We start from the raw sequence: 26,462 nt of genomic DNA on the forward strand, positions 1-26,462 counted from the left end.
GACATTGAAATAAAATAATAAACGCCCCACTGAATCAAATCAGCGGAGCGCGCCATTGTACAAACTTTACTGTTTAGATGCTACGGGTAACTGAAGTTCAGTGACGAGGGAAGATCTCATCATCACTGAAAAAATACGCGATTTCACGGTTCGCAGATTCAATGGAGTCTGAACCGTGGACAGCATTTTCAGTAAAGCTGTCAGCATAGTCTGCACGCAGCGTACCCGCCAGCGCGTTATCAGGGTTAGTGGCTCCCATCAGATCACGGTGGCGTTGAACGGCATTTTCACCTTCCAGAACCTGTACCATAATTGGGCCAGAGGTCATGAACTCCACCAGACCATCAAAGAAAGGGCGGCCTTTGTGTTCAGCATAAAAACCTTCCGCTTGTTCACGAGTCAAATGCAGCATTTTGGCCGCGATGATTTTAAACCCTGCGCTTTCAAAACGAGCATAAATAGAACCGATAACATCTTTCTTTACTGCATTGGGTTTAATAATGGAAAAAGTACGTTCAATTGTCATTGGATAACCTCTTTGGCACTTTCAGCGATGATTCATTTTAATTTTTATGCCCCGGATAAAACGGAGGGGCAAATCGACCCTGTATCACACAGGAACAAAAATAGGCGTTGATTATAGGAGGAGAGTTTCTGCTTGCCTACAAAAAACATAACATTTCATTAAAACTTTCTTAGCGAAAATTATCATTTTTTAGCATGAATCACATTTTAACTCAGAATACCTGTTCAGATGATTAAATCCCAAACAGGCATTCTGACCAAGATCATTGAATTTGCATTTTAAACCCAATATCAATTATAAAACGGTCTCTGTAACACATTGAATAAAAGGTTTGACCTCTTTGGCTCTTTTCTGGTTTAAGGTTTGTTTAGTTTCATCAGAGACTTCAAATTTGCCTGTAAACTCTCCCTTGGCATTTTGCGTCGTTTTATCCGATGTACCCACAATACTAATGGTATATTTATGACCGGCCGGTAATAAGTCTGTACACTTTCTCAATGCTCCCTGATGAGAAGATCCTTGCACTGCTATTTGTTGATGAGCTGTTTTTTGACTATTGCCTGTTGCTGATGTATCAGCAAACGAAGTGGGTATATAAAATGCGCCCAGCAGCAAAACGTATGAAAAATTTTTCATTCTTTCCTCACTGTTTACGTTGAATTAATAACTAGCACAATTTAATCACTGATTAATCATCTTTAAACTCCAATATATCCCCAGGCTGGCAATCCAAATATTGGCAAATCGCATTCAGAGTAGAAAATCGAATTCCCTTAATTTTTCCTGTCTTTAGTAAGGAAAGATTCTGTTCAGTAATACCAATAGCCTGTGCTAACTCTTTGGATTTCACCTTTCGTTTCGCCATAATCACATCCAGATTCATAAGAATTGCCACGGTATCTCCTATATAATGCTCTGATTTTCATCGTATATATCACATGCTTGATAAAGGATACGCGAAATGATAGCCAGGCAAACTGAAATGAAAATAGCGACAAAATGACCCGCAGTAATGCTCAATGAGATTAAACGCTCACCGACTGGCGCTCCCATTGTTAACCATAGTGTTAACAGGGGCTGACAAAGAATATCTAAAATACTCCATGCAATTACCCCCCAACCTGCATATTCCAAATATTTAACGGTACGCTTGGAAAAATAATCGCCTTTTTTGTAATTACCGAATAATCGATGAAAAGCCCAAAAACTACCACTCAGCGATAATAAAGGGATCGTCGATATCAATATTCCCCCGGCTAATTTCCATGCACTAAAATTATCACGATAAAGATGGGACAATATTCTCTCAGTCAACGCAAATCCTAACCCATATTTTTCCAAAACTAACTTTGGCTCCAGCCAACTGAAAATATTAATTGCTATCACAATGATGATAAGCAACAACGATAATTTAGACATGACTAAACTGAGTGTCGCTGTACGTGTGGGGTTTGCTGTATGCTTCATGCGGATGTCCCGTTGTTAATTTAGATCTAATAATAGACAAGAATTAACGTAAAACAATAATTTTTTACTGCAAAACATTAAGTGAAAGATGCGCACGTTATGTGAATAAACAAAAAAACATGGCTAACACCATGTTTTTAATGAAAATGATATCTAAGGTAGGCTGCCAAAACTGACAGATAAATTACTTCAATACAAAATTGATCGAACTGATTTGTCCGCTCAAGTCCAAAACACTAAGCTGATATTTTCCCGGTTGCGATAATGTCTTAAGCCATGACTGATTCTTTTCTGTTACTGCAACCTGTTCACCATTTAAAAACCACCATTGCTTACCACTACCTCCTTGGGTTGTGATTCGTAAGTCCACGTCTTTTTGACCCGGAATGCGTTTCAGCACATCACCTTCACGCACCCCAACAATCAAGAGTGGTATCTCATCCACTTTCATCGGCGGACATTGGTGATTAATGGGGGGGAGCCGATTTGCGCGTCGCTCTTTGGCGGGTAACCATGCTTCCAGTGCGATTGGCCACAAAATCACGGTCTCTGGCCGGGCATCAGCGCAGTCAGGAGCAACACGCATACCCTTTTTATCCAACCATATTCGTTCGTTGATCCCTGAAAGCCCTTCCTGCCCAATAGCAGACAGTGTGGGAGGAACCGTATTATCCAAAATCCAGCTCAAGCGACGCTGGCGACAATTATTGTTTTCTTTGCCAACGTGTTCTTGGGAAAAGGCCGTTCCACCAGGCCAACAAATAGTGGCCTGACTGACGCTGGCGGGTCGTGGGTCAATAAGGGGGTGCTTTGGGCTATAGCGTAAACTTTCCATCAACAAGCCGTTGATTTGATTCATGACAGGGATCGCCGTGGCATAACCAAATTGGCCGACAACCGGCGTTCCATCTGGCCTGCCAACCCAAACCCCTATGGTATAGCGGGCATTCAGACCAATCGCCCAGGCATCACGATAACCATAGCTTGTGCCGGTTTTCCATGCCAGCGGGACTTCTGCGGGTAAAACACTATCTGGTTGAGGGCGTCCCTCTCCTGCCATGATCCTTCTGACGATCCAAGCCGCCCCCGCAGAGAACAGCCGCCTGTCCCTGACTTTTTGTTCTGGTGTAAAACGCAATGGGGAGGCATTTCCCTGACGGGCAAAAGCACTGTAGGCTGCAACTAATTCATCCATACGGGCGGAAGTTCCCCCCAAGATAAGGGATAAGTTCGGTTCACTGCCTAATGGGAAATGCAATCTCATGCCAACATTGCGCAAGTTAGCGGTAAACCGTTTGGCACCATAGGATTCAAGAAGCTGTACCGCAGGTAGATTCAATGATCTGACCAATGCTTCACTGGCACTCACTGGCCCATTAAAACCACTGTCAAAATTACCCGGCCGGTAATCATTAAAACGGCGAGGTACATCCTGCAACAAAGACTCACCATGAATTAATCCATCATCCAACGCCATGGCATATAAAAAGGGTTTCAGTGTGGAGCCTGGTGAACGCCACGCACTTATCATATCCACATGCCCAAAACGGCTGTTATCCTGAAAATCGACAGAACCAATATAGGCTTTGACAGACATATCCGTGTGATCAACAACCAAAACACCCATTGATGTTTTGGCCGCCAATTGATATTTCCAGTTAAACACCATATCTTCCAGTTGGCGCTGTAAACGGGTATCAATCGTCGTCTGAATCACTTCCTGCTGATGTTCATTAACCATTCGCCTTGCCAGCAACGGCGCAAGGTGCGGCGACTGGCGCGGAGCCAGCCACACATTTTCTTCCCTGATATCAGCCACTTTTTCCGCTGACCAGACGTTATATTGCTCCAATCGCTGCAATACCTTGTCACGAGCGGCCTGTGCCCGTTCTGGGTAGCGATCTGGCCGCAATCGGCTGGGCGCTTGTGGCAATACCGCCAATAACGCAGCTTCACCAGACGAAAGCTCTGACGGTGATTTGCCCAAATAAGCCCAACTCGCCGCTCCAATGCCCTGCAATGTGCCACCAAATGGCGCACGGTTCAGATACATCGTCAAAATTTCATCTTTTGAATAATGCCATTCCAGTTGTAGGGTGCGCCAAATTTGTTTGAATTTCCCAGTGAAAGTGCGTGGATGTGGATCAATCAATCGGGCAACCTGCATCGAAATAGTACTGCCTCCCGATACGATTTTTCCTGCCCGAATATCCTGCCATGCCGCTCTCAACAAGGAGACAGGATTGATACCCGGGTGTTTGTAAAACCAACGGTCTTCGTAAGTCAACAATGCCTGAAGATATTCAGGAGAAACTTGATCTAAGGTGACGGGATAACGCCAAATTCCCTCGCTGTCAGCAAAACGCCACAACGGTGAGCCATCAGCCCCCACCACGACACGCGCCATTTTGACGTTATGTATCGGTAACGGCCAAATTTTATCTGCCAGCCACATTGCGGCGGGGGGCACCAACAAAATAGTCAGAATCATTGTCAAAATTAGCAGATAAATGCGGGAGGATAATTTTCTCATTAAACCGGTATCCAAAAACCTGTCACCGAAAAACGGTATCCGAAAGAAAAATAGCCCCTATCTTTAATGATAGGGGCTGATGATTAGCGGACAACTTCCAGTTTTGCGTTGGTTGCACCCACGGCACGCCAATTAGGGACATACATGGATTCAACCTGTGGTGCAGGCACTCGGTAAACGCCCGGTGAAACTGCGCGGGCTAAATACAGCAATGTCACTGATTCATAAGATGGAACAGCAACAGCGGCAACAAAGCGATCATCACGGTATTCGATGTGACGAACATCCGCTTTTTGCATCGCCTCAATCAGATCTTGTAAATCTGCTGCACTTTCACTCAGGCTGGCACTGCTCGTTGCCAGATTTTGGTTTTCGATTTCCAATCCGGCTGGCAGCAAATCGACCACCAGCGCATCTGGCACTGATTCGCTCGCCCCCACTTCCAGCTTCACGATCACCATTTCTCCACTTTTCATGCGATCGATGTGAGCAGGTTTTCCTTTCAAATCAAGGTAAGTACGCTTAATTTTCAGAACGTTTGAAGAAGGATTCGGCGTATTCTGTGGATAACCCACCACATTCAAGCGTGAATACAGTGTCGTATTGCCACGATTACTGATGTCTACGCCTTTCGAAAGCTGCTCCGCCGTTAACATTTCGCTCAAGGCACTGTCACGGTTAATCGGGGGAACTTGCTGATTAATCACCGCCTGCCAGGGTTGTTCAGCAACATCGATAAAGTAACGTCCTGCCAGATAGATAGAATTACTTTCCTGTGTTGAGAAATAACGACGTTCTATCAGTTCATTCGATAAATCGAGCAATTTATTGTCGCGCTCTTTCTGCAACATCATATTGCTCTGAGACATATTGTTCTCTGTCAACAGGGCAACAATCAGTGCGTTATCCCGGATAGTACTGCCATAATCACCCAATCCATAGCCGGGCTTACGTGATTTGTTAACCCCTAAATGAACCGCTTCATTGCCACGGGTGTTATCCCCCATCATTTTCAGGGCAATACCTAACTGCACCAAAGACAGGCCACTTTCAGCCTGTGCCCGGCGTTCGTAGAGCTGTCTCAATCCACTCAGCGGTGCTTTTTGTTGATTGGCCAATACCAATCCGGCATAAGCCTGCACAGAAAATTGGGTTGCAGCCGATGAGCGACTGTAACGATCACTAATAATGGTTTTATCCTGTAAGTAACGCAGTAATCGATTGTTGGCCGATGTCAGAGCATCAACGGGAACGCTGTAACCTTGCTGAGTTGCACGGAACAGGAAATCTGTCGTATAGGCTGTCAGCCAGAACTCTTCATTGCCATTGCGGTTCCACAATGAAAAACTCCCGTCACTGCGCTGCATACTCAATAAATGTGCAATCCCGGCATCAATGGCTGCCCGACGTTTTTCATCGCTTTGGGTATGGATACCCAGTTTTTTCAATTCAGCTTCATTGGAATAGAGCGACGGATAAAGCCCGCTCACGGTTTGTTCCAGACAGCCGTAAGGGTATGCATACAATTCCCGGATATAGCGTGCGATTTGCAATGGCGGTCGGCTGGTCAGCAATAATTGACCTTCCAATGTTTCTGGTGCCAACCCAGAAATAGCGGTCATCGGTAACTGCCAATTCTGCCCTTGGTGGATCACGTCAGCAAATTGCAGGGTATTGGCTGGATATGCCGGACGAACACCAATTTTCCAGCTATTTTTATACTGTTTCAAATTTTCGCCAGGCAGGTTCAAGCCATTCACCGTCAAGAACACTTCACCTTGTCCAAATCCGTCATCGGCCTTGACGGGAACTTGAATTGTTGCCCGTTTCCCTTTTTCCAGTGTCAGTTTTTGGCTGGTCACGTCCTGTAGTTTAATCAGCCCTTCCGCAGAGAAGTTCAGGCTCAATACTTGTGGTTGTTCAGTCAAGTTGGTGAGATCCAACGACAGTTGGGACTGATCCCCTCCTGCCATAAAGCGCGGCAACGACATCTGGGTAATGACCGGCGCAGCGACAATGATGTTGCGTTCACTGTGACCAAATTCATCGCCACTCCATGCCTGCGCCATCAATCTGAGTTCTCCATTGAAATCCGGGATCGGCAGGGTAATTTCCCCCTCGCCATTGGCGTTCAATGTGATGGGTTTGGCTTGTTCTGCGATGATTTTGACTTCCGTCAGGGGTTTTTTACCTCCCCGATCGAGTGAGTCATCACTGCCATCGCCCCCAAAGCGCAAATTAGCCTGACGCCCTTCTGCTTCAATCAGATGGCCATAAACATCATATTGATCAACGCCATAACGTTTGCGACCAAAGAAAGCGTCATAAGGATCGGGAGTTTTAAAATCAGTAATGCTCAACACTCCGGTATCTACCGCTGAAAGTAGAACATAGACTTGCTTAGGAAGCGCGTATCCCTGTTGGGGTGTCGCCTTGATTTTGACAGTAACATCCTGATTTGGCCGCATTTTATCAGGCGCATTTAAAGTCAGGTCTAACTTACGTCCTTCATCCATCAGTGGCAGATGCAATACGCCAATCGCGCGCTTCGGCGTTGCCTGACGGGATTTATCTCCCGGACGTATCACAACGGCAGTGAGGTACAAATCATGGCGGGCCCAAGCCTGATTAATGGGAACATCAATATCCAAGCCTTTTTCCGGTACATCAACTTCCTGCCACCACAATGGGCCATCACTGGATTCCACCAGCAAGTAACCTTTACCTTCCTGTGGTGCAGCCATATGCAATTTCACTTTTTCACCCGGTTTATAAGCCGGTTTATCCAGTGATAATTTGACCTGATCCGGACGCACGGCGCCGGTGCCTCCGGTATTATCTTGCCATGAATAACCCGCCCAGAAATTTAGGCTAGTCACAAGCTGATTTTGCGGATTGACGACTTCAATGCGATAAGATCCCCAGTCAACAGGAAAACTCACTTTCGCCATACCCTTTTCTGCAATCTGCACAGGTTCATCAGCCATCACCAAATCTTTCTGGTCATAACCAGAATCCCAACCGGCACTGTCTGACCAGCGCCAATAATAATCACGCCGTTCATAGATCAAACGTGCCCTTAATTCTGATATAGCGTGTTTTTTGCCATTGGCATCCGCATAAACTATTTCGAATTCTGCCAGTGAATTCTCATCCACGTTATAGCGGTTTTCATCACGGCCAGTGCTGTAATTATAAATCGTTTTCTTGTTGAAAAGTGGCCGTACCCCAACGAGCTGTTCAGCCGGCCAGATGGCTTGTTCAGCACGACGTGTCACCGGACGGCCGCCAGATTCCAGCAAACTGGCCTGAACAATGACTTTTACGGGAGATGTCACCGACTTCCAGTTACTATTGCTGACAGGGAGGCTTGCTTTCCCTTCATTGTCTAAGGTGAAATCAAATTCATCCAATGTACGTGTCAAATCAGTTTCTTGTTCGGAGCCAAATTCATATCCCGGTAATTTTGCCACTGCCTCACGAACAGGACGCAGGAATAGCTGCCCTTGCAGACGATTATCAGCAGCAGGCGCGCCATACAGGTAACGACCGGCTATAGCGAACTTAACATCTTGATCTTTTAATACCGGCTGATGTTCAGCATTCCCTTTGATGTCCAATGCCATCCGTTCAGGCATGAAATCTTCAATATGAAATTTGTAATAACGTGGCGTGTTATCACCTAAATCAAATCGCAGTGACCACATCCCCGTTTCAGCCTGATCAGGAATTGGAAAACGGTATTGGTACAAACCGTTTTCTGCTTGCCAAACAAAACTGCGGACAACCTGGTTATCTGCTTTCAATATATCCACTTTAACGGGTTGTGGTTTCAGTGGACGGCCATCCGCGTCACGCAATAATCCATTAACTATCAGCGTTTCCCCGGGTCGGTAGAGATCCCGTGGCCCAAAAACAAAGAACTGTTTGCTATATCCCTGAGGGCCACCAATATCAAATTCAGAAAGATCCAACGCCGGAGCATTTAAGTCGATCATGCTGGTATGGCTACCCTGAGTTGCCAGCAATAATTTGGCTTTATCCGTTTTTTCGAGCAAAGCATGCCCGTCACCGTCCGTTGTGGCCTTTGACAAAAGTTGTCCTTTTGCATCCAACAGGCGAATTTCAACACCTTTCAGACTGGAGCCTCGCGCCAGTGACTGGGTAAATACATCGATCCGGTTCAGATAGCGGTGCATCGAGACGCCAATATCACTCACTGTGAACAGGGTTATCGGGTTGCTATCCGTGTATTTTCCCGCTTGCTGTATAACGGCCAAATAGATGCCATCGCTTTGCAATTCTTTGATGTTATTCAGTGGCAACAATAATTTTTCACGGGTATTGGCAGTAGGGTTAAGGTCAAAACGGCCCGTGTAGACTAATTCGGTTTCTTTTAATAAATCTTGGGATTCCCAGGAATTCATATTACTGGAGTATTGCCAGTTAGCAATGAATGAGGGTAATGCTGCATCCTTGATTCTGAAAAAGTTGACATCAACGCGATCAACGTTGAGCGCCAGAATCGGTAATCCTTCCGCCGCCTTGCTGGGTAGCAATAAACCTTTGCTGGCAAAACCCACCGTTGGCGTAATAGGCGCGGTCTTAATTTTTTTTTCATAGGCGGTTGCCAACCGGCGCTCATTTACCCCTTTGACACCTTCATCAACCGTTAACTGTAACTCACGGTCTGGCGGTAAATGACGTAATCTAAGTTCCATCTGGTTATTGGATAGTTCCCATGCACCATCCAGTTTCCCCGATTTCACATCAACAAGATGGACTTTTTGTGAAAAATCCTGATTCGGTTCTAAAGGAACGGAGAATGTCACTACCATTGCACTGGCACCCTCCAATTGCAGTTCGGAGGCATCCAGAATAGTCACATCTTTACCCGCATAACGTTGTGCGGGTGGTTGAGGTATCCGTTTTTGGGCGGCTCCCCCTGCAATGATGACTTCCTGATTGGTTAAGCCTTTATTGGCCTGATTTTCAGTGTGTTCTGTTTTGGTTTTCTCTGTGTTGTCAGATTGGTCGCATCCAGACAACACAAATAACGCAAATAGTGAAGCCAGCATTACCGCAAGGTATCGCTTTCCCCTTGCAGCCTGTTGCCGAAGTTGATATTGATACATAACCATAACCCTTGTTGTTTGCCGGATAACCCGGAGTATTGTGCTTCTTGAATATTCATTATGGTACTTCCTATTTAACTTGACCAAAGCGCAGAAAAAATAACGAAATGTTTATCCGAAATAAAATTCATTCTGCGCTTTTGTTCCATATTCTTTTAAATCTTCGGTGACTCTCGCAATTTTGATGGGACAATTGCAATTAAATTACACGAATAACACTATTGATTAATCAAACACTATTGATTAACCACAGGAATGGTATCCCTCAGCCAGCTACCTAATTTTCGCTGGTAGAAAGGTTGGGTATGCTCAATCAGGTAATGGCTGATCCCTCGTTCTTTTTCATCAAGCAAGCAGAAATCGACCGATTCATCTTCATCCAGATATTCGCAGGCCAGTTCACCCGCTGCTTGAATCACCAGATTGATCTCATCACTTGATGGTGCTCCGCTGAACTCTAAACCAATTAATAGATTGGGTTTTTCATCGACCTGTTTATCATGGGCCATGACCAGAAAAGCACGCCGGAGGGACTTATGTTGCCTGAATAAATTAATCAATGCTTCAATAAGCTGAACGGGTTGTTCTTCAGGCTGACTAAGAGTAATGCGGCTTCCACTGGGGACGTCTATTTCTGTAGCAGCACCATTTGATAAGCTCATGAAAATCTCCGGATATTGCTGTTTGAATGGGGTTAAGACGGTTGAAAAGTTCAATCACATAGCCCCCCATTAAGAGAGGCTATCAAGAAAGTTCATTTGAAGACGTTACTCTTTATTTCGCTTTAGCCAGCAATAAATTGGCAATCGTGCGCACACCATATCCCGTTGCCCCTGCAGCCCACTGTTCAACAGATGATTTTCGGTAAGTGGCTGAACAATCGATATGTACCCAGCCTTTTTTGTAGTTTTCTACAAAGTGAGACAGGAACGCCGCTGCGGTACTTGCTCCCGCTGAATGGGCGGGTGATGCAATGTTGTTCAGGTCAGCAAAGTTGGATGGCAATTGACTACGATGGAATTCAGCCAGCGGTAAGCGCCAGAACAATTCATTTTCACTGTCGGCCGCAGCCAGTAAGTCAGAGACCAGTTGATCATCAAAGCCTAATACTGAGTGGTAATCATTGCCGACTGCTGTTTTCGCTGCACCCGTTAATGTTGCAGCATCAATAATAAGTTGTGCCTTTTCCGCACTGGCGTCAATCAAACCATCAGCCAGAACCAGACGCCCTTCTGCATCAGTATTCATGACTTCAACGGATTTACCATTGCGATAACGAATAATGTCACCCAATTTGAATGCATTGCTGCTCACCATATTATCTGCCATGCTCAGGAACAGTTTTACGCGATGTTTTAAACCGCGACTGATGGCAAGAGCCAATGCTCCGGTTAATGTTGCCGAGCCGCCCATATCCGATTTCATGGAATCCATAAAATTGGAAGGTTTGAGGCTGTATCCGCCGGAATCAAAGGTAATCCCTTTACCGACCAGACAGGCAAAGACAGGGGTTGCTGCATCTTTTGTCGGGTTGAAGTCCAATGCCAGAAAAACCGGTTCACGAGAAGAACCCCGGCCGACCGTATGTACGCCCATATAACCCTGCTCACGCAGTTCATTCCCTTTGATAATCCGATAACTGACGGCATCACCCGCAACCCCCGTCAGTAAATCAATGGCTCGCTGGGCAAGCTGTTGCGGCCCCAGCTCTTCTGCGGGAAGGTTGATGGTATCACGTACCCAATCAATGAATTTGATCCGGCTTTCCAGCTCTTGTTTGTCCGCCACGGAGAGTTGCGGCCATTCAATCGCACGCAGCCCCTTGGGTGAACGGAACCCCAGCCAGAATGCCCAACTTCTTTCCAGATCCCAACCATCCCCCGCTAAAGCAACATTGCGTATTCCTTGTCCATCAATTTTATGCCCGGCACGCTGAATAGCGCCCAATTTTCCGTTGTCTGCCAAGTGAATGGTGATCCCCTGCTCACTCGAACTCATGAGTGCTTTCTCACCCCAGCAAGCATTAGCGGGTTCATAAGACAGTGTTATGGGCATGATTTGCTTTGTCATTTTTTCTCACTTCTTATCTTATTGTTCACTGTTTCACAGTGTTAGGATTGATTGATGTAAAAAAACTGGCAAATGCCAGTTTTCCATTAAATGCAGACGATGCCAAGCTATTGAGCAAGAATCGATGAGTTTGCGCTATTTTTTTGGCGCGTTACTCATATTCATCCAGCCACACGAGCAAGATAGCTTCCAATATTTTTTCGTTGGATTTCTGTGGATCATCATCAAAACCATCCAGTTCACAAATCCATTCATGCATATCGGTGAAACGCACTGTTTTGGGATCTAAATCCGGAAATTTATCATACAGTGCTTCGCCAATATCACGAATGTCAGACCATTTCATTTTCCGTTCTCCTGTCAGTGCTCACGAGCGTGGTTGATGGAATATTTAGGGATTTCTACCACCAAATCCTCATCTGTGACTTTGGCCTGGCAACTCAACCGACTTTCTGGTTCCAGCCCCCATGCTTTGTCCAACATGTCATCTTCCAGCTCAGTACTTTCTTGCAGTGAGTCAAAACCTTCCCTGACGATGCAGTGGCAGGTCGTACACGCACAAGATTTTTCACAAGCATGTTCAATTTCAATGCCATTACGCAGTGCAACATCCAGAATTGATTCGCCTTCCTTAGCGTCCAATACTGCACCTTCAGGGCAAAGTTCGTTATGAGGTAAAAATACAATTTTAGGCATAATTAAATCTCATCCACAGAATGACCCGCCAAAGCCCGGCGGATTGATGTGTCCATACGGCGCGCGGCAAATTCCTGCGTTTGTTTGTCCAATTCTTTAATTGCACTTTCAATCGCATCAGGGGAAGTTCCCTGAGCACATTCAATTAATACTTGTGCAGCCGCGTCAATGGCGGCATGTTCTTGCTGGCTCAATAAGTCAGCATCTTTCTCCAGTGCACCGGTTAAACTTTCCAGAACCCGGGCCGCTTCTACTTTTTGTTCAGCCAATTTACGTGCCTGAATGTCTTCTTGTGCATTCGACATGGAGTCTTTGAGCATACGTGCGATTTCTTCATCCGATAAACCATAGGAAGGTTTTACCTGAATGGCAGCCTCAACACCCGTGGATTTTTCCAATGCGCTGACGCTCAGTAGGCCATCCGCATCGACCTGAAAAGTCACACGAATATGCGCCCCCCCCGCCGGTAATGGTGGAATGCCGCGCAATGTGAACCGTGCCAGTGAACGACAATCACTGACCAATTCCCTTTCGCCTTGCACCACATGGATGCTCATCGCACTTTGACCATCTTTGAAGGTGGTAAATTCTTGCGCTCTGGCAACAGGGATGGTGGTATTACGTGGAATGACTTTTTCAACCAGCCCGCCCATGGTTTCCAGACCGAGTGACAGCGGGATGACATCCAGCAAGAGCATTTCGCTGTCAGGTTTGTTGCCCACCAGAATATCAGCCTGAATTGAAGCGCCAACGGCCACCACTTTGTCTGGATCAATAGAAGTCAGTGGCTCACGCGCAAAGAATTCCCCTACCATACTGCGCACCAGGGGGACTCGGGTTGAACCGCCAACCATGACTACCTGCAAAACTTCATCAGCGGTAACACCCGCATCTTTCAGCGCCCTGCGACAAGAAATTAATGTGCGTTTGACCAGAGAGGCAATCAGGGCGTTGAATTCGGTGCGGCTAATTTTGCCCTGCCAGTCAGCAATGCGGATTTCCGCACTCTCCGCTTCACTCAGGGTGATTTTGGCTTGGGTGGCAATATCCAGCAATTGACGCTGCAATCCATGATCGTTATCGCTGATCCCAGCCTGTTCCCGGACCCAATTCGCCAGCAATGAGTCAAAATCATCGCCACCCAGTGCGGTATCGCCCCCTGTCGCCAGCACTTCAAATACACCACGGCTAAGGCGGAGAATGGAAACGTCAAATGTTCCGCCTCCCAGATCGTAAACGGCGATGACGCCTTCCTGACCTGAGTCAAGGCCATAAGCAATGGCGGCGGCGGTCGGTTCATTCAAAAGACGAAGAACATGCAAACCCGCTAAACGCGCAGCATCTTTGGTTCCCTGGCGTTGTGCATCATCAAAATAGGCCGGAACGGTGATCACGACACCATCAAGTTTGCCATCCAAGGTTTCTTCCGCCCGCTGTGCCAACGATTTCAAGATGTCAGAAGAAACCTGAATAGGATCAACCAAACCCGCCACGGTGTTGATCAACGGCAGACCGTTTTCACTCGCCTGAAGTTGATAGGGCAGGTTGGGATAACGTTGCTGAATGTCGGCCAAAGAGCGTCCCATCATCCGCTTGACGGAACTCACGGTATTGGCAGGATCTGATGCAGCTTGCTGACGCGCCAGCCAGCCAACCTGAATGTCTTCTTTGCGGTATTGCACAACGGAAGGAAGCAAGTGACGGTTTTCACTATCCGCCAGGGTTTCCGCCTGACCACTGCGGACGGTCGCAACCAGTGAGTGAGTCGTACCCAAATCAATCCCCACAGCCAGACGACGCTGGTGAGGTGCGGCAGATAAACCAGGCTCGCTGATTTGTAATAAAGCCATATGTACCCCTAAATAAATCTGTTCAGCTAAAAATCATCCAGCAACCGCTCTTCCAGTTGTTCAACCTGCTGTTGCAATTTATCCAAAAAGCGTAATTTACGAACCGTATCGGCTGCAATTGACCATTCGGCAGCCTCTAGCTGCTGTTCCATCTGCTCACTGCGAGTTTTAATCATTTTATTCAGGCGAGATGAAAAATGAGTCAGTGCTGTTTCTGGTTCCGCGCTATGTTCAATGACATCAAGCTCTTCGCGCAATTCCAACTGCTGCATCAGGAAAGCGCTATCCTGCATCGTATGCTGTTCGCTGGATAGATCAAACCCTTGCTGAGAAAGTATATATTCTGCGCGTTTCAGGGGATGTTTGAGTGTCTGGTAACCCGCATTGATAGTCGCGGCTTGTTGGAGTGCCAGCATTTTTTCACGTTCTGGCTGATTGGCAAAACGATCAGGATGAAACCGACGCTGTAATTCCTGATAACGGGTCGCCAACAGTTCACGGTCAATCACATAACGCGGAGGCAGCCCAAATAAAGTAAAATAGTCCATAAGTTACTCTTAGTTTCGCAAAGTGCGGGGTCAAAAAAGGGGGTTAAACGTGGAAACTTTCTCCACAGCCGCATTCGCTGGAAACATTCGGGTTGTTGAATTGAAAACCTTCGTTCAGACCTTCTTTTACAAAATCCAACTCAGTACCATCAAGGTAAAGGATACTTTTACCATCAACGATGACTTTCACACCTTTATCTTCAAAAACCTGATCTTCCTCATTAACTGTATCAGCAAATTCAAGTACATATGCCATACCAGAGCAGCCGGATGTTCTCACTCCCAAACGCAACCCGACACCTTTTCCGCGATTGTCAAGAAAGGCCAAAATACGCTGGGCTGCACTTTCTGTCAGGGAAATTGACATACAACACCTCACTTTTAAAACTAGTAAAGGTGGATATTGAACCAATATCCACCAGAGTTATTTTCTTTTTGCGAAACTTTCTTTTTGCAAGATTCTCTTTGACAAAACACGCTTCTACAAAACGACAAGAAAAGTTATTTTGCCTGGCGCTTGCTCTTGTAGTCAGCAATCGCCGCTTTGATTGCATCTTCTGCCAAAATAGAACAGTGGATTTTCACGGGTGGCAATTCCAATTCGTCAGCAATCTGAGTGTTTTTGATCGCCTCAGCCTGTTCCAGCGATTTCCCTTTCATCCATTCTGTTACCAGAGAACTGGATGCAATCGCAGAGCCACAACCGTAGGTTTTGAAACGTGCGTCTTCGATGATACCCTCATCGCTGACTTTAATTTGCAATCGCATGACGTCACCACAAGCAGGTGCTCCTACCATGCCGCTGCCCACTGAAGGGTCTTCACTATCGAATGAACCAACATTACGTGGGTTTTCATAGTGATCAATTACTTTGTCGCTGTAAGCCATATCGTTACTCCTGAAACCGTCTGATTAATGATGAGACCATTCGATGGTGCTGAGATCCACACCCTGTTTGAACATTTCCCACAGTGGAGAAAGGTCACGCAGGTGATCAATCGAGTTGTGAATCAACTTGATTGCATAGTCTATTTCTTCTTCTGTGGTAAAACGCCCCAAAGAGAAACGAATAGAACTGTGTGCCAGTTCATCATTCATGCCTAGTGCGCGCAGGACATAAGAAGGCTCCAGACTCGCGGAAGTACATGCCGAGCCAGAAGAAACCGCCAGATCTTTCAGTGACATCATCAATGACTCACCTTCAATATAGTTGAAGCTGACATTCAGAATGTGTGGCGCACCCAGTTCTAAATCACCGTTCAGATAAACTTCTTCGATATCTTTGATACCGTTCCACAAGCGCAGACGCAAACCACGCAGACGTTCTGCTTCTGATTCCAGCTCTTCTTTTGCGATACGGTAGGCTTCACCCATGCCAACGATCTGGTGAACAGGCAATGTCCCTGAACGCATACCGCGCTCATGACCGCCACCGTGCTGCTGCGCTTCGATACGCACGCGGGGTTTGCGGCGAACATACAGCGCACCGATACCCATCGGGCCATAAAGTTTATGGGCAGAGAAAGACATCAGATCAACTTTCAGTTTACTGAGGTCGATAGGCAATTTACCGACACTTTGCGTTGCATCCACATGGAAAATAATGCCACGGCTACGGCACATGTCACCAATGGTCACGATATCTTGCACAATGCCGATTTCGTTATTGACATGCATGATCGAAACCAGAATTGTCTCTTCACGCATGGAGGCTTCCAGCTCTTTCAGATCAATCATGCCATTGCTCATGGGGGCAAGGTAAGTGATCTCAAAACCTTCACGCTCTAGCTGCCGACAAGTATCTAAAACCGCTTTGTGCTCAGTTTTGCAGGTGATAATGTGCTTGCCTTTTTTCTGATAAAATTTTGCAGCACCTTTAATCGCAAGGTTATCTGATTCTGTTGCACCTGAAGTAAACACGATTTCACGCGGGTCTGCTCCGATCAAATCAGCAATTTGATTACGCGCAATATCAACCGCTTCTTCAGCCTGCCAGCCAAAACGGTGTGAACGGGAAGCTGGGTTACCAAAAATCCCGTCCATAGTCAGATAGTTCATCATCTTTTCAGCAACACGTTGATCAACTGGTGTTGTTGCTGAATAGTCCAAATAAATGGGTAATTTCATTGCTCACATGCTCCGTAAGACACTTTTAATACTTCTGTTTGCCGCAAGATTATGCACGCAGGTTAACGTTAATCGTCTCTTGAGGTCTGCCATTGGGTGTACGGCGCTTATCGCTGTCTTGACGATCAGCCACGTCTAACACTTCTTGGTTATTCACTAATTCTTCTAAACTGATACTGCTCAGGAAACCCGTGATGCGGTCACTGAGGTCACGCCACAATGTATGGGTCAAACAACGATCACCGCCCTGACAGCCTTCCCTGCCCTGACAACGAGTTGCATCAACGGATTCATCAACAGCAGAAATCACTTCGGCAACGACAATCTTACCGGCATCTCTGCCCAGTAAATAACCGCCACCCGGACCACGGACGCTAGAAACCAGACCATTTTTACGCAGGCGGGAGAATAACTGCTCAAGATAGGAAAGGGAAATTCCCTGACGTTCAGAAATGTCGGCTAATGGCACCGGCCCTTCTTGTGAATGCAACGCCACATCTAGCATGGCAGTTACCGCATAACGTCCTTTTGATGTCAGTCTCATAACAAAAACTCCATGGTGAAATATAATGAAATTGTGACATTCCTGAGTATTTTAGTCAACTATTTAACCTAGTAATTTACTCAACTATTATTTGATGGCCCTTTCACTTTTTTTCACCTGTCTATCCTGGGTCTTCTGGCTGTTCCTGCTGCCTTTTCCTGCCAAATATCCGTTACTTTTTAGCCCATTTTTCCATAGAAGTTAATATACCTCGCAAAATATTCAGTTCCTGAGTTTCAGGTCGTGCCCGGGTATAAAGACGTCTTAGCTTATTCATTATCTGACCCGGATGCGCTTTGCGGATAAAGCCAGATTCGTTCAATACCTGTTCAAGGTGCTGATAAAAACGCTCCATATCCTCGACAGCCGGATATTCTATCTCATCATCTGACACAATGGGTTTTTCTGGCGCTTCCTGAGCAGAAAGATGCGCCATGCGAATTTCATAGCTCACCAATTGAACGGCCATCGCCAGATTCAGCGAGCCATATTCCGGATTGGTCGGAATATACAGATGGTAGTGACATTTTTGCAGTTCTTCGTTAGTCAAGCCAACACGTTCACGGCCAAAGACAACCGCAACCGGAGAGTGGCTGGCCGTTTTGACGCAACGCTCACCACATTCGCGTGGTTCAACCATTGGCCAAGAAAGGGTTCGGGAACGGGCGCTGGTTCCAATGACCAGTTCACACCCTGCCAGTGCCTCATCCAACGTATTCACAATCGTCACATTGCCAATAACATCACTTGCACCGGCTGAAAGTGCAATAGAGTGAGAGTCGGGTTGAACTAACGGATTAACCAGATACAGATTGGTCAACCCCATTGTTTTCATGGCCCTGGCGGTTGATCCCATGTTACCCGTGTGGGAAGTTTCTACCAGAATAATACGGATATTCTCTAACATGACGGCTTTTAAGTTCAGGATAAGAGCCGAATATCTTAACACAGCATTAGTCATTTTGCCGAACTACTGCTATAATGTGCGCCGATTTGTTTCCCGTTCTTTAAAATTCTGGTGGAAGATACCCCATGCATCCGATGCTAAACATCGCTATACGCGCTGCGCGTAAAGCCGGCAACTACATTGCCAAGAGCTATGAATCCCCTGATGCCATTGAGGCAAGCCAAAAAGGCAGTAATGATTTCGTCACCAATGTTGACCGTGAAGCAGAAACGCTGATCATTGACATTATCCGAAAATCTTATCCTAAGCATACGATTATTACCGAAGAAAGCGGTGAGCACTTAGGTGAAGAAGACGATTTCCACTGGGTTATCGATCCACTGGATGGCACCACCAACTTTATCAAACGCCTCCCTCATTTTTCAGTTTCCATTGCCGTGCGCATCAAAGGCCGGACTGAAGTGTCCGTCGTTTACGATCCAATGCGCAATGAACTGTTCACCGCAACGCGTGGTCAAGGCGCGCAATTGAACGGTTATCGTCTGCGTGGTACTAATGCCCGTGATCTGGACGGTACTATCCTTGCGACAGGTTTCCCATTCAAAGCCAAGCAGCACGCTATCCCTTACATGAATGTTCTGGGTAAGTTATTTGGACGCTGTGCAGATTTCCGCCGTACTGGTTCTGCAGCGCTGGATCTGGCGTATGTTGCAGCCGGGCGCGTAGACGGTTACTTTGAAATTGGCCTGAAACCTTGGGATTTTATGGGCGGCGAATTGCTGGTGCGTGAATCAGGCTGCATCATTACCGATTTCGTCGGTGGCCATAACTATGTCAACTCCGGCAACATCGTTGCAGGTGGCCCACGTATCGTTAAAGACATTCTGTCTGAGATGCGTGAAGAATTGACGGAAGCGTTGAAACGTTAATTCGTTGATTATTATAAAATATAATTTGAGCAATGTTATTTTTAGGGCACCTGCTGGGTGCCCTAAAATTGCTGACAAACCTCGTTAAAAATAACGAGGTTTTCGGCAGTTATGATAAATTCATTTTTCTCTATCGAGTATCAATATTCCTTATCTCTCTGACTTTGCAAAATAAATTCCCGCAGAAGCTTATTCAGTTCAATATTGACTTTAGGTGGCGTTAGCTTTGCGCCTAATTTATCTTCTAGATAAGCCTTGGCTTTGGCTTTATCCACTGTTGCCTTGAGAGCATCAAAACGACCATAATCATTTAAGTTGGCGGTGGAAAGATTTCCTTTCATTAATGCCTTAAGCTGTTTACTATCAACTCCTAGAGCATCGACCATTACCTGCAAGGCTTTATCTTCTTCTTCTGCTTGAGCTTGGGTAATATAATCCTGTAAGGTTTTACCTGCTTCGATAATCAAATTGCCTGCCTGTATATCAATCAGTAGCTTGTTTGCCTGTTTTTGTTCCGCTTGGCTTAAGGTAGCAAAGGATTTATGCAGTTCATCAAGCGTTTGTTGCATCTCCTCTGGCGTGACATTCGGTTGATCGCATTGCTTAAGAAATTTGGTGAACTGAGCGTTCATATAGTTATGATCAATTCGCCCCGTGTTTTGCTTGGTTAAATAGCCCAAAATGGCATAAGGCACAGCAGGCGTATTGCCACCATTACCCGAAGAGGATGACAACTCTTTATAACGTTGTAACATCGCTTGATACTGATTCTCATCAAAATCAATATCCACGGTATTACCCGTTTCTTCAAATGAATAGCTGTTTTTCTGCCAGTGAAATCCTTGAACTTTCGCCGCCTCCAAGATTTTGCTGAATTCATTAAACAGACTGGCAAATTTAGCACGAGTTTCTTCATCTTTCGGTAACTGACTAAAATCGCTGATCTTCGCGTTTTTGAAAATGATTTCTATCTCGGAAAATTTTTCATTAAGAGAATGTAAGTTATCTTCCAATTTCTCCACAAATACACCATAAGGACGGTCTCCAGAATAGAGTTTGAGTGCTTTATTGATGTTGAGTTCCATGGTGTGCGGTTTGCGGTAATAACGAATATTGCCAAAAGGTTTATCGATACCAAACAATCGGTTAGTGCGAGAAAACGCTTGAATGATATTCGCGTACTCAAGTTCTTTATCCAAATATAGGGTATTCACCCATTTGGAGTCATAACCGGTGAGCATCTGATCAACAACAATTAGTAAATGTAATTGCTGGTCTGGTTGTTGCTCGACATATTGATAAGGTTTTTTGTGCGCAAGACGTGCCGCAATATCCTTTTTAAATTGCGCATGAGTGGGCAAAGTGCAGGTCGTATTGTAGGTTTTGTTATAGTCTTCAATAATCTCAATTAACCCAGCCTCTTTAGTCACGGCGTTACCTTTGTTATCAAGGTTAGGATCAAACAATGCTGTTATCTTCAGTTGAGGAGCTTGCTGTTTGAATAATCGATAATACTGTAAGGCATCAGGAATACTGTGTGTGGCAAAAATGCCATGAAACTGATTATTACGGCTAAAACGTACCCAGTTAGCCAGAATATCATTAATGACTTGCTGTTTATGCTCTATACGATCATATTGCGTTGCAGGCAATAATTCTTCAATGCCTCGCACTTTTTTACCCTTGATTTCTTGGGTCGCCATTGGTACCCGAGCACTGTCCATGTACTTTTCATAAATTTTAGTTTTTGCAGGATCGGCAAACACTTCAGCAACACTCGTTGCTTTGGCTTTTTCAAGTGCAACCGCCTCGCGTAAGTCATCATCACGATACGTCATCACTTTGCAAGGGTCGAATCCCAGCACGTTACCATCTCTAATACCATCCGCAATGCTATAACGATGTAACTCATCACCAAAAATCGTACTGGTTGTACTGTCCTTCTTCTGGTTTTCTTCTTGGATTGGCGTTCCTGTAAAGCCAAAGAACACCGCATTAGGGAAAGTGGCTTTGATGATAGAAAGCATATCGCCAAAGGTTGAACGGTGGGCTTCGTCGACAATGAACACAATGCGCTTTTGATTAATACAGTCGATATCCGCAGTTTTTAATTGTCCTTCATCGTGGATGTTGCTCATCTTTTGAATTGAAGTCACAATCAAGCCATCGCTTGGCTTTATGCTTTTCAGTTTGGCGATCAGGACATGGGTATTTTCTGTTCCTTGAACATCATCACTGGCATCGGCAAAGCTGCGATATTCTTCTAAGGATTGTGTTCCTAACTCAATGCGATCCATCAAAAACACCACCTTATCGGCATCGCCAGAGTTAGCAATCAGTTGCGCAGACTTAAAACTGGTCATGGTTTTACCCGAGCCAGTGGTATGCCAAATGTAGCCACCTTTATTTTTAATAGACCAGTCCAGGCTGGCGACTTTACTTGAAATGGCATTAGCAGCGTAATACTGATAGCTGCGCATCACTTTAAGAATGCCATCGGCATTGTCGGCAACAGTATAAAAACCAATTAATTGGTGAGCCATCGGGATGGATAGCAACCCCTCGATCACTTTCTGCCAGTGGTTGATGGGTTCATTAGAAAAATCGGCCCACTGGAAGTAGTAATCATGATTAAAGATCCCGTCCTTTCCAGGGTTAGCAAAATACAAGGTGTTATCTGGATTCATTGCAACAAACACCTGTACTAACGCCATGATGCCGCCGCTAAAATGCCCTTCATGGGTGTATTTTTCTATCTGGTTACACGCCTCAATCACTGGGACGCCAGAACGTTTGAGTTCAAGGTGGATAACGGGCATGCCATTAATCAGCAACAAAAGATCACCGCGCCTGTCGTGCTGGACGGCACTTTTGCGCTCAAATCGAGGTTGCTGAACAATTTGATACCGACTTTTCCCCGCGGCGATTTCTTGGCGGTCGTAAATATTGAGACTGATCTCTTTGCCATAGTGCAAAGTGTCTGCGGCATTGTCACGTTTAATAGAGACCGTTTTACCGTTAATAAAACCGTTTAGTTTGAGAGGTGTTTTAAGCGCAATGATTTGCTCTATAATTTGCTGCATTTCACTCTGGCTGAGTGGCACATTGTTTAGGCGATCAATGCTGTTGTTATTTTGATAAAGAATATCCGCCCAATTTTGCAGCAAATCGGCTTCAGTGAGGTTGGCTAAGACCTTATCTTCCCAGCCTTTTTTGCATAACTCGGAGATAACATCTTGTTCAAATTGGGCTTCACTAGTGTAGGTCACAGCTTATCCTTAGCGTACAGTCTAAAAAGCTCAGTTACCTTTGGTTTATGAGTGGTAACAGATAAAATTGACATCAGAGTGCGCCCCTAAACTGACGTGGTGAGCGCATCCTATTGGGTATTGATTTAGTGCTTAAACAAACATTTTTTCTAAGCACGCTTGCTTAATGTTCTTCAGCTTATCAATGTGTTGCTGCTGGAGTGCGATTAAGCGATCGAGGTTATGGAAGTATTCGCCGATTTTTTTTTGTTCATCTCCATTAGGAAATCTGATAACAATTTTTGCTAAATCAGAAGCATTAAATGAGGGTAAAGCTCCAACCTGAGAAAATGTTGATAATCTGATATTATCAAACCATTGTTTTATAAAAGTGATGTCCAAAGAAGTTGAAAATGCCATCATGTTATTATCCATTAGAAAATTCTGTGCAATTCTCTTTCGTTCTAAGAAGATCGCAGCACCAACCTTAGCAAATAATATTGAATTTTCTTTTATTAGCTTGTAATTGAGCCGCTTAATCTGTTCATTGCTTACATAATTATTCGCAGTAGTCATACTATATTGATTTTCCTTTAGGTTAAGATCTGAAACCTTAAAATAAGGTACTCCAGATTTACCACCTTGTTCAGTTTCTGGAAATCCGATACCTGAAGTGAAGTTGCCGATATTACCTAAATATTTTTCTTCCCAATCCCCACTAAACCCAGCAAAACGGACTTCTGGCACTTTTTCTCCCGCTTTTGGGAGCATCTTACCCAACATTGCCTTTTTTAACTGCTGCAACTTGGTGTATTTAGATTGATGGAGTTTTAGTTGTTGATCGATGTGTTGGAAGAACTTACCGATTTGGGCTTGTTCGCTTAATGAACAACAAAAGACAGGAATACTATTTATTGCAACTTTTGATAAGCTAGGTACGCCAGTAGACTCATCTTTATCTTTCCAATTCACTTTCTGAAAAAGACTATATGCAAATTGTAAGTCATTGTTTTGTCTAGGAACTGCGTAGAATAATGTATCAACGGTCCAAAATGGAGCGTTAAGAATGAATGGGCGATCAATTGTCCCTTTTCGCCCAATACCTATAGCATCTTCATTATAAGACAGAGCTTTATCAACGCTAAGCATATACCCGCCTGTACCATATACTGGGATGTAACCTTTGTTTAAGTGCTTATAATCACGACCACTTCGGACATCAACAACATCAGCAATGTTAGTGAACTTCCAATTATCATCAAAACCAGAAAAACGTAGCGTAGGCTGCAACACTTTTCCTTTACTCATTTTTGCCACCTTGCAGGAATTTTTGTAGCTCTTTTAAACCCTGCATATCAAAGTCACTACCTTGTAACTCGCCCATCATTGCCGCCAAGCTTTGCTCCACTTGTTGGGTTTCTGTAGCAATATCGGCATACGTTTGTGCATACTTTCCTGCCAAAGTTTCTAGCTTGCAGGTCAGTTGCTGCAAGACTTGATTTGGCAGTTTATCCAGGGAATTCACAATTGGTTTTACCCATTTAAGCAGCAATAGATGATCAATCTCATCTTGGGTTAAGTTTTCGATTTTTTTACGTGTTGCTTCTAGCAAGATCTCATTGGCGGCTTTGAGGTTTACCTTCAGTGATTTCTCTTCTGTTTGTAACTTATCTACGGCAAGTAACTTGCTTTCAAAGCTGTCATCAGCAAAGGTTTCACCTTTCTTTTTGTCGGCTTTGATTTGTTTTACTTCTTTGTTCAACGTTGCGGTAACAAATGCGGTTTTGTCGTCGTTAACGCATTCCGCTTCTTTATCGTCTTCGCTAAGCGAATCGAAGATCTCCTGAACCTTGGATTCGATGATTTGCAAACGCTCTGCCATTATTTGGATTTTTTCCAGGTCTGTTGCAAAGTAGGTTTTTTCAACCAACGCAAAGGGAAAGATGCGACCAAACCAACCGTCTTGAACCTGAACGTTTTTGCCTTTTTGCTTTTTGGTCACCCTATTCGGCTCAACCACTTTACAGGTATCCATACCTTCGGTTTGGATCATTTCCAAATCCGCACTGAGTTGCTGCCATTGATCATCAAGCAATTGGTAAGCATCATATTTATCAATCAGTGCGATCCCTTCTAAACGGCGGAAAATCTCTTCACTGATGATATCTTGTTGGCGCGAAGGTTTGACTTGTAACAACTCTTTAATCAAGCTCTTTGTCAAATAAGCCTCAAAATCACTAAAAGCTTGTTGATACGTTGCCATAAATTGCTGCATATCGCCGTTGCTTTCAATCGCTGCTCTCACATCGGCAACGCTTAATGCAGAGTAATCACTGGATGTTAGTTTAAACAGGCTTGCCTTGAGGTTAGGCATGGCTTGCCAATAGTATTTTAGCGCATCCAGTTCGTTATTAGGGATACCACCAAACATTGAAGCATAAATATCCCAGCTTTCCGCTGTATCCGAAGAGTCCACATAACGTGGAATATTGAGGTTATAACCGTTATCTCGAATGGTGTCACGACTGACTAAGGCGGCAAATTTGTCTTGTGGTTGACGGGTGACCACAGCATCCACAATACGTTTTATGTCACAAGCGCGCAGTTTGTTGTTCTTACCTTCTTTCACGAACCCTTTTGAGGCGTCGATGATCAATACATCGTCATTGTTACGTGTTTGCTTAAGCACCAAAATGATGGTTGGAATGCCCGTACCGAAGAATATATTTGCCGGTAAGCCGATAATGGCATCAATATGGTTCTTTTCAATGAGGTTCTCACGGATCTTTCCTTCATCACCACCACGGAATAACACCCCGTGTGGTAAAACGATGGTCATAATGCCATCGGGTTTCAAGTGGTACAGGTCGTGTAGCAAGAATGCATAATCTGCCTTCGTTTTTGGCGCTAAACCAAAAGGCGAATAGCGAGGGTCTTTGTCTTTAAACTCTGGATCCCACTTTTGTGAATAAGGAGGGTTAGAGACAACCGCATCCACACGCATCGGTTCATGGGTTTTATCTTCATCCAGAGGCCAATCGTCTTCGAGTGTATCGGCGTTACGGGTGATGATGTTATTTGGCAAAATACCACGCATAAACAAGTTCATACGAGTTAAGTTATAGGTGTTTTGCTTGAGCTCTTGAGCGTAATAACGAATGTTATTTTCACCATCAAGACGTTTTTCTACTGATTGACCGATGTTGATCAACAGAGAGCCGGAACCACTGGTTGGATCGTAAATTTTGATATGTTTGTGGTCTTTCAGGTGTTCAGCCATGATTTCTGACATCAATACCGAGACTTCATGGGGAGTGTAGAATTCTCCGGCTTTTTTCCCCGCATTCGCAGCAAACGAACTGATTAGGTATTCGTAGATAAAACCAAGCACATCATAATCATGCTTGCTTTTCATCGGAATATCATCAATCAGGTGAATCAGATTCATCGCCGCTTTGGTTTGTGCTGCTGCGCTTTCACCCAACTTGCTTAGTCCTGTTTCCAGGGTAGTAAAAATGCCGTCAAATAAGTCTTTATGAGCTGGATTAATCAAGCGGCTGAACGCCGATAACGCATCACGCACATAAGCAATGTCGAAATCTTTACCATCACTGATCCAAGTTGAGAACAGATTGTCATAAGCGATGAAGTAACCTAATTCGTCTTGAATATATTTGAGGGTGTCGCTATCGCCCTCATTCAAATCTTTGATCGATTGCTCATCAAATTCGTTTTGGATTAGGAACTGAATTTGTTTATCAGACAAAAACTTATAAAAAATGAAGCCTAAGATATAGTCTTTGTAGTCGTTTGCTTCGATTTTAGAACGCATTTGGTTAGCCGATTCCCAAATCTTGGCGGCCAGTTGTTGTTTATTCATGT

At 44.9% G+C, this 26,462-nt stretch carries 21 protein-coding genes; 1 reads left to right on the top strand and 20 read right to left on the bottom strand.

Going from position 1 to position 26,462, the window contains the following annotated elements:
* Positions 1 to 97: 97 nt before the first annotated feature.
* The 17 genes from ndk to trmJ form a co-directional block, all read right to left on the bottom strand.
* Entirely contained in the window at positions 98 to 526 is a 429-nt protein-coding gene (gene ndk / locus Xbed_RS11915; RefSeq protein ID WP_047962960.1) for a nucleoside-diphosphate kinase, read from the bottom strand.
* 294 nt (positions 527 to 820) lie between these two features.
* On the bottom strand, positions 821 to 1,162 hold the full coding sequence (locus Xbed_RS20200; protein ID WP_244182485.1) for a hypothetical protein: 342 nt from the start codon (positions 1,160 to 1,162) through the stop codon (positions 821 to 823).
* A 52-nt stretch (positions 1,163 to 1,214) separates the two neighbouring features.
* Complete coding sequence (locus Xbed_RS11925; protein WP_208612237.1) at positions 1,215 to 1,409, bottom strand: helix-turn-helix domain-containing protein; 195 nt, start codon at positions 1,407 to 1,409, stop codon at positions 1,215 to 1,217.
* Positions 1,410 to 1,429: 20 nt separating this feature from the next.
* Positions 1,430 to 1,993, bottom strand: coding sequence for a DUF2975 domain-containing protein (locus Xbed_RS11930; RefSeq protein WP_086113144.1), 564 nt, complete (start codon positions 1,991 to 1,993; stop codon positions 1,430 to 1,432).
* A gap of 184 nt (positions 1,994 to 2,177) precedes the next feature.
* Positions 2,178 to 4,526, bottom strand: coding sequence for a peptidoglycan glycosyltransferase PbpC (gene pbpC / locus Xbed_RS11935; RefSeq protein WP_086113145.1), 2,349 nt, complete (start codon positions 4,524 to 4,526; stop codon positions 2,178 to 2,180).
* An 83-nt stretch (positions 4,527 to 4,609) separates the two neighbouring features.
* Entirely contained in the window at positions 4,610 to 9,604 is a 4,995-nt protein-coding gene (locus Xbed_RS11940) for an alpha-2-macroglobulin family protein (RefSeq protein ID WP_244182486.1), read from the bottom strand.
* Between the two features lie 293 nt (positions 9,605 to 9,897).
* On the bottom strand, positions 9,898 to 10,323 hold the full coding sequence (locus Xbed_RS11945; RefSeq protein WP_086113147.1) for an enhanced serine sensitivity protein SseB C-terminal domain-containing protein: 426 nt from the start codon (positions 10,321 to 10,323) through the stop codon (positions 9,898 to 9,900).
* 112 nt (positions 10,324 to 10,435) lie between these two features.
* Positions 10,436 to 11,731 (bottom strand): aminopeptidase PepB, encoded by a 1,296-nt coding sequence (gene pepB, locus Xbed_RS11950; RefSeq protein WP_086113148.1) that lies wholly within the window; start codon positions 11,729 to 11,731, stop codon positions 10,436 to 10,438.
* A gap of 151 nt (positions 11,732 to 11,882) precedes the next feature.
* Positions 11,883 to 12,077, bottom strand: a complete 195-nt coding sequence (iscX, locus tag Xbed_RS11955) for a Fe-S cluster assembly protein IscX (RefSeq protein WP_086113149.1) — start codon at positions 12,075 to 12,077, stop codon at positions 11,883 to 11,885.
* Positions 12,078 to 12,091: 14 nt separating this feature from the next.
* Positions 12,092 to 12,427, bottom strand: a complete 336-nt coding sequence (fdx, locus tag Xbed_RS11960) for an ISC system 2Fe-2S type ferredoxin (RefSeq protein ID WP_086113150.1) — start codon at positions 12,425 to 12,427, stop codon at positions 12,092 to 12,094.
* 2 nt (positions 12,428 to 12,429) lie between these two features.
* A complete protein-coding gene (gene hscA, locus Xbed_RS11965; protein ID WP_086113151.1) occupies positions 12,430 to 14,277 on the bottom strand; it encodes a Fe-S protein assembly chaperone HscA in 1,848 nt (615 codons plus the stop codon).
* Positions 14,278 to 14,303: 26 nt separating this feature from the next.
* A complete protein-coding gene (gene hscB / locus Xbed_RS11970) occupies positions 14,304 to 14,825 on the bottom strand; it encodes a co-chaperone HscB (RefSeq protein ID WP_086113152.1) in 522 nt (173 codons plus the stop codon).
* Between the two features lie 43 nt (positions 14,826 to 14,868).
* Positions 14,869 to 15,192, bottom strand: a complete 324-nt coding sequence (iscA, locus tag Xbed_RS11975) for an iron-sulfur cluster assembly protein IscA (RefSeq protein WP_086113153.1) — start codon at positions 15,190 to 15,192, stop codon at positions 14,869 to 14,871.
* Between the two features lie 134 nt (positions 15,193 to 15,326).
* Positions 15,327 to 15,713, bottom strand: coding sequence for a Fe-S cluster assembly scaffold IscU (gene iscU, locus Xbed_RS11980; RefSeq protein ID WP_086113154.1), 387 nt, complete (start codon positions 15,711 to 15,713; stop codon positions 15,327 to 15,329).
* Between the two features lie 24 nt (positions 15,714 to 15,737).
* Complete coding sequence (locus Xbed_RS11985; RefSeq protein ID WP_086113155.1) at positions 15,738 to 16,952, bottom strand: IscS subfamily cysteine desulfurase; 1,215 nt, start codon at positions 16,950 to 16,952, stop codon at positions 15,738 to 15,740.
* 49 nt (positions 16,953 to 17,001) lie between these two features.
* Positions 17,002 to 17,496 carry a Fe-S cluster assembly transcriptional regulator IscR gene (gene iscR, locus Xbed_RS11990; RefSeq protein ID WP_086113156.1) on the bottom strand — a complete coding sequence of 165 codons (495 nt, stop codon included), beginning with the start codon at positions 17,494 to 17,496 and terminating at the stop codon, positions 17,002 to 17,004.
* A 172-nt stretch (positions 17,497 to 17,668) separates the two neighbouring features.
* Positions 17,669 to 18,403 (bottom strand): tRNA (cytosine(32)/uridine(32)-2'-O)-methyltransferase TrmJ, encoded by a 735-nt coding sequence (gene trmJ, locus Xbed_RS11995; protein ID WP_086113157.1) that lies wholly within the window; start codon positions 18,401 to 18,403, stop codon positions 17,669 to 17,671.
* 125 nt (positions 18,404 to 18,528) lie between these two features.
* Here trmJ and suhB point away from each other — a divergent pair, with 125 nt between their 5' ends.
* Positions 18,529 to 19,332 carry an inositol-1-monophosphatase gene (gene suhB / locus Xbed_RS12000; protein WP_086113158.1) on the top strand — a complete coding sequence of 268 codons (804 nt, stop codon included), beginning with the start codon at positions 18,529 to 18,531 and terminating at the stop codon, positions 19,330 to 19,332.
* A gap of 140 nt (positions 19,333 to 19,472) precedes the next feature.
* On the opposite strand, the gene Xbed_RS12005 is transcribed toward suhB, so the two are convergent.
* The 3 genes from Xbed_RS12005 to Xbed_RS12015 form a co-directional block, all read right to left on the bottom strand.
* Positions 19,473 to 22,601: a type I restriction endonuclease subunit R gene (locus Xbed_RS12005; RefSeq protein WP_086113159.1), complete on the bottom strand. Its 3,129-nt coding sequence runs from the start codon at positions 22,599 to 22,601 to the stop codon at positions 19,473 to 19,475.
* 132 nt (positions 22,602 to 22,733) lie between these two features.
* On the bottom strand, positions 22,734 to 23,888 hold the full coding sequence (locus Xbed_RS12010) for a restriction endonuclease subunit S (protein ID WP_086113160.1): 1,155 nt from the start codon (positions 23,886 to 23,888) through the stop codon (positions 22,734 to 22,736).
* On the bottom strand, positions 23,881 to 26,460 hold the full coding sequence (locus Xbed_RS12015) for a type I restriction-modification system subunit M (RefSeq protein ID WP_086113161.1): 2,580 nt from the start codon (positions 26,458 to 26,460) through the stop codon (positions 23,881 to 23,883). Before Xbed_RS12015 ends, Xbed_RS12010 begins: the two co-directional genes overlap by 8 nt.
* Positions 26,461 to 26,462 lie beyond the last annotated feature (2 nt).

It is taken from the genome of Xenorhabdus beddingii, from assembly GCF_002127545.1.
GTDB classification, from domain to species: Bacteria; Pseudomonadota; Gammaproteobacteria; order Enterobacterales; family Enterobacteriaceae; genus Xenorhabdus; species Xenorhabdus beddingii.

Excerpts from the sequence above, each read along its gene's own strand:
- ndk (WP_047962960.1), bottom strand. The coding sequence starts at position 526 with ATGACAATTGAACGTACTTTTTCCATTATTAAACCCAATGCAGTAAAG.
- Xbed_RS20200 (WP_244182485.1), bottom strand. The coding sequence starts at position 1,162 with ATGAAAAATTTTTCATACGTTTTGCTGCTGGGCGCATTTTATATACCC.
- Xbed_RS11925 (WP_208612237.1), bottom strand. The coding sequence starts at position 1,409 with ATGAATCTGGATGTGATTATGGCGAAACGAAAGGTGAAATCCAAAGAG.
- Xbed_RS11930 (WP_086113144.1), bottom strand. The coding sequence starts at position 1,993 with ATGAAGCATACAGCAAACCCCACACGTACAGCGACACTCAGTTTAGTC.
- pbpC (WP_086113145.1), bottom strand. The coding sequence starts at position 4,526 with ATGAGAAAATTATCCTCCCGCATTTATCTGCTAATTTTGACAATGATT.
- Xbed_RS11940 (WP_244182486.1), bottom strand. The coding sequence starts at position 9,604 with ATGCTGGCTTCACTATTTGCGTTATTTGTGTTGTCTGGATGCGACCAA.
- Xbed_RS11945 (WP_086113147.1), bottom strand. The coding sequence starts at position 10,323 with ATGAGCTTATCAAATGGTGCTGCTACAGAAATAGACGTCCCCAGTGGA.
- pepB (WP_086113148.1), bottom strand. The coding sequence starts at position 11,731 with ATGACAAAGCAAATCATGCCCATAACACTGTCTTATGAACCCGCTAAT.
- iscX (WP_086113149.1), bottom strand. The coding sequence starts at position 12,077 with ATGAAATGGTCTGACATTCGTGATATTGGCGAAGCACTGTATGATAAA.
- fdx (WP_086113150.1), bottom strand. The coding sequence starts at position 12,427 with ATGCCTAAAATTGTATTTTTACCTCATAACGAACTTTGCCCTGAAGGT.
- hscA (WP_086113151.1), bottom strand. The coding sequence starts at position 14,277 with ATGGCTTTATTACAAATCAGCGAGCCTGGTTTATCTGCCGCACCTCAC.
- hscB (WP_086113152.1), bottom strand. The coding sequence starts at position 14,825 with ATGGACTATTTTACTTTATTTGGGCTGCCTCCGCGTTATGTGATTGAC.
- iscA (WP_086113153.1), bottom strand. The coding sequence starts at position 15,192 with ATGTCAATTTCCCTGACAGAAAGTGCAGCCCAGCGTATTTTGGCCTTT.
- iscU (WP_086113154.1), bottom strand. The coding sequence starts at position 15,713 with ATGGCTTACAGCGACAAAGTAATTGATCACTATGAAAACCCACGTAAT.
- Xbed_RS11985 (WP_086113155.1), bottom strand. The coding sequence starts at position 16,952 with ATGAAATTACCCATTTATTTGGACTATTCAGCAACAACACCAGTTGAT.
- iscR (WP_086113156.1), bottom strand. The coding sequence starts at position 17,496 with ATGAGACTGACATCAAAAGGACGTTATGCGGTAACTGCCATGCTAGAT.
- trmJ (WP_086113157.1), bottom strand. The coding sequence starts at position 18,403 with ATGTTAGAGAATATCCGTATTATTCTGGTAGAAACTTCCCACACGGGT.
- suhB (WP_086113158.1), top strand. The coding sequence starts at position 18,529 with ATGCATCCGATGCTAAACATCGCTATACGCGCTGCGCGTAAAGCCGGC.
- Xbed_RS12010 (WP_086113160.1), bottom strand. The coding sequence starts at position 23,888 with ATGAGTAAAGGAAAAGTGTTGCAGCCTACGCTACGTTTTTCTGGTTTT.
- Xbed_RS12015 (WP_086113161.1), bottom strand. The coding sequence starts at position 26,460 with ATGAATAAACAACAACTGGCCGCCAAGATTTGGGAATCGGCTAACCAA.